Genomic DNA, 2,502 nt, shown 5'->3' on the forward strand with positions numbered 1-2,502 from the left:
AACACATCGCTCACCGAGCCGGCATCCGTACCGAGGGAGACGGCGTTACCACCCAGCATGCCCTGCAGGATGATGTTGGGCATGTCGGTGGACTTGACGCCGGTCACCTTCAGCGAATCGGCCGTCACGCTCACACCACTGGCCACGCGCACCGAATAACCGCCATCGGCCGGGGCGCCGGCCTTGATATCCAGCTCACCCGCCGCCGTCACATCCGCCATAAGCCGGACCTGCTGACCCTGGATGGTGGCGCCAATGGCCGGCATATCCATGTGGATAGGACCAGCGAAGATATGGCCGCTGGTGAACAGCGCCGATTCCACGTCCACCAAACCGGTCTGAGATACCAAAGACAGCTGGTCCAGGGCGTTGTCCGAGCTCAGCGCGGCCAAGTCACCCGACGTGTTGGTCTTCTGCAGCACGCCACCAGCGGTGATATCACCATCGGCGCTCACGATGAAACCGCCATAGGTACCAAACTGCAGCGTACCCATGTTGGAGAAGCTGCCGGTGCTGGTGTTGCTGTCGTCACCGGTGGCGGCCGTGTTGGCGGTGAACGAGAGGCTGCCATCGCTGGTGATGGTGCCCATGTTCTTGATGCTCAGATCAGCCGCGTCCGCCACCTTGCTGTTGGAGGTGGTGGTGAAGCTGGTGAAGCCGTCGAAGCTGCCGTTGTTGGTGATGCTTCCGTTGGTGGCGGTGGCAGAGACCGTACCGGTGCCCGAGACGGTGCCGTCATTGGTGATATCACCGCCGACCACGGTCAGGCCCGACAGACCCGATGCCTTACCCGAGTTGTTGAAGCCACCCTTGGTGGTGGACACGGCCGCACCGGCGAAGGTACCGGCATTGTCGATGCTGGCAGCTGTCACGTTGTGATACGTGGTCTGAGCCGTATCACCAGAGCCCGTGGTGGTGGAGGCGCTGAAATCGCCCTGGTTGGTCAGCGCGCCCTTGGCGGATACGTCACCACCAGCGGTGAACTGGCCGTCATTGCTCAGTGCACCACCCGCGGAAACACCAGCCGCGCTGAAGGTGTTGCTGTTGCTCAGGTCGCCACCGACGCTCACCTCGCCCGTCGACGTGACGGTGCCGCTGTTGCTCAGATCACCGCCCACGGAGAAACCGTCGGCAGAGACCGTCGCACCCTTGGCGTTGGTCAGGCCGCCATCAAGGTTGACAGCACCGATGAACGACAGATCACCGCTGTTGGTGAAGGTCCCGGCGACGTTGTTGTCACGGTTATCCGAGGTGACATTGCCAGCCTCATCGGTGGTCACTGAACCGGTCTCGGTCAGCCACAGCGCACCGGTGTTGGAGACATCGCCGGCAGACTTCAGGGTCATCGTCGTTTCGCCCTGATCACCGGTCATGGCGATGGAGGCGGCGTCATTCGTCGGTGCAAAGGCACCCGCCGCGGCGGACGGGTTGCCGGCGCTCAGCGCCACCGAGCCGCTGGTGAAGGCGCTCAGATCCACATTGACATTGCTGCCGCCGGAGATCATCACGGTACCGCTGACATCAGCGCCCTTGGTCACGGTCACGTCGCCACCGTTGCCGGAATAGGCAATGCTGGAAGCGGTGCCACTGAAGCCCGACTGGTCAGCGGCCAGCTTGTTGGCAATGAAGCCAATCTCACCAGTACCCGACACGGTGGCAGTGCTGCCGACGATGACGCCGTTCTCGTTGGCCACGAACAGGTTGACGCCAGTACCGGCGGTCAGCGAGCCCATGATCTGCGACGGGTTGCCGCTGGCATCGACGTTCAATACACCCACATCGCCAGCAGGCGCAGTAGTGGAGCCCGCGGTGTAATCACCGCTGGTGCTGGTGCCGGCCGCATAGTCCACGGAGCCAGCATTGAAGCTGACCGTCGCCTTGGAGCCGATATTGAAGCCGGCCGTGCCCTGGGGATTGATGGTCGCACTGGACGCGCTATCGCCACCCCAAGTGATGACGCTGTTTCCGCCCACCGTCACGGTGAGGGTCTTGTTTCCATCGGCGTCGGTGGTGACCGCTCCGGTCGCAGAGGAAACATCAACGGTATCGTTGTTGCTAACCGTAGTCGGCATGGTGCTAGCCGACCCCTGGCCCGGCAGCTGGTTGGCAGTCGGCGGCGTGGTGGCGGCCATGGCAGCGGAGCTGCCCATGGCCAGGGCAATGGCGGCAGCCAGTGAAGCTACCTTGAGCGTGGGTGCATTGATCATCTATCGGTCCCTCTGGTCTTCAGTTGCAAACTATGGAAGCGCTCCTTGCGCTTGGTGGCGCCACGCTCCCCCTGTATGACATACCCACGCGCAGTATCACTGACTGTCGGACCTGCGCAACGAGGTGACTTAGCCCGCGGTCACCGGGGTCTGACTGGGCAATTGTATGCTCAAAACCGCAAAAAGAAAGGGGCCGCAAGGGCCCCTTTCTCCGATTAGGAGCAGCGCCTTGCAAAGGCGCCGTCCGTTTTCGCTTCTTACTTGGTGCTGTTCACCGGATGGGTGTGGAACTCCG

General features: G+C 62.5%; 1 protein-coding gene. It reads right to left on the minus strand.

What is annotated here, in order from left to right; all coding sequences use genetic code 11:
* Positions 1–2,207, minus strand: a 2,207-nt coding sequence (locus tag HBF24_RS17135; RefSeq protein ID WP_167175893.1) for a filamentous hemagglutinin N-terminal domain-containing protein, incomplete at its 3' end; no start/stop codon positions are given.
* Positions 2,208–2,502 lie beyond the last annotated feature (295 nt).

The organism is Oleiagrimonas sp. C23AA, assembly GCF_011759385.1.
GTDB lineage: Bacteria > Pseudomonadota > Gammaproteobacteria > Xanthomonadales > Rhodanobacteraceae > Oleiagrimonas.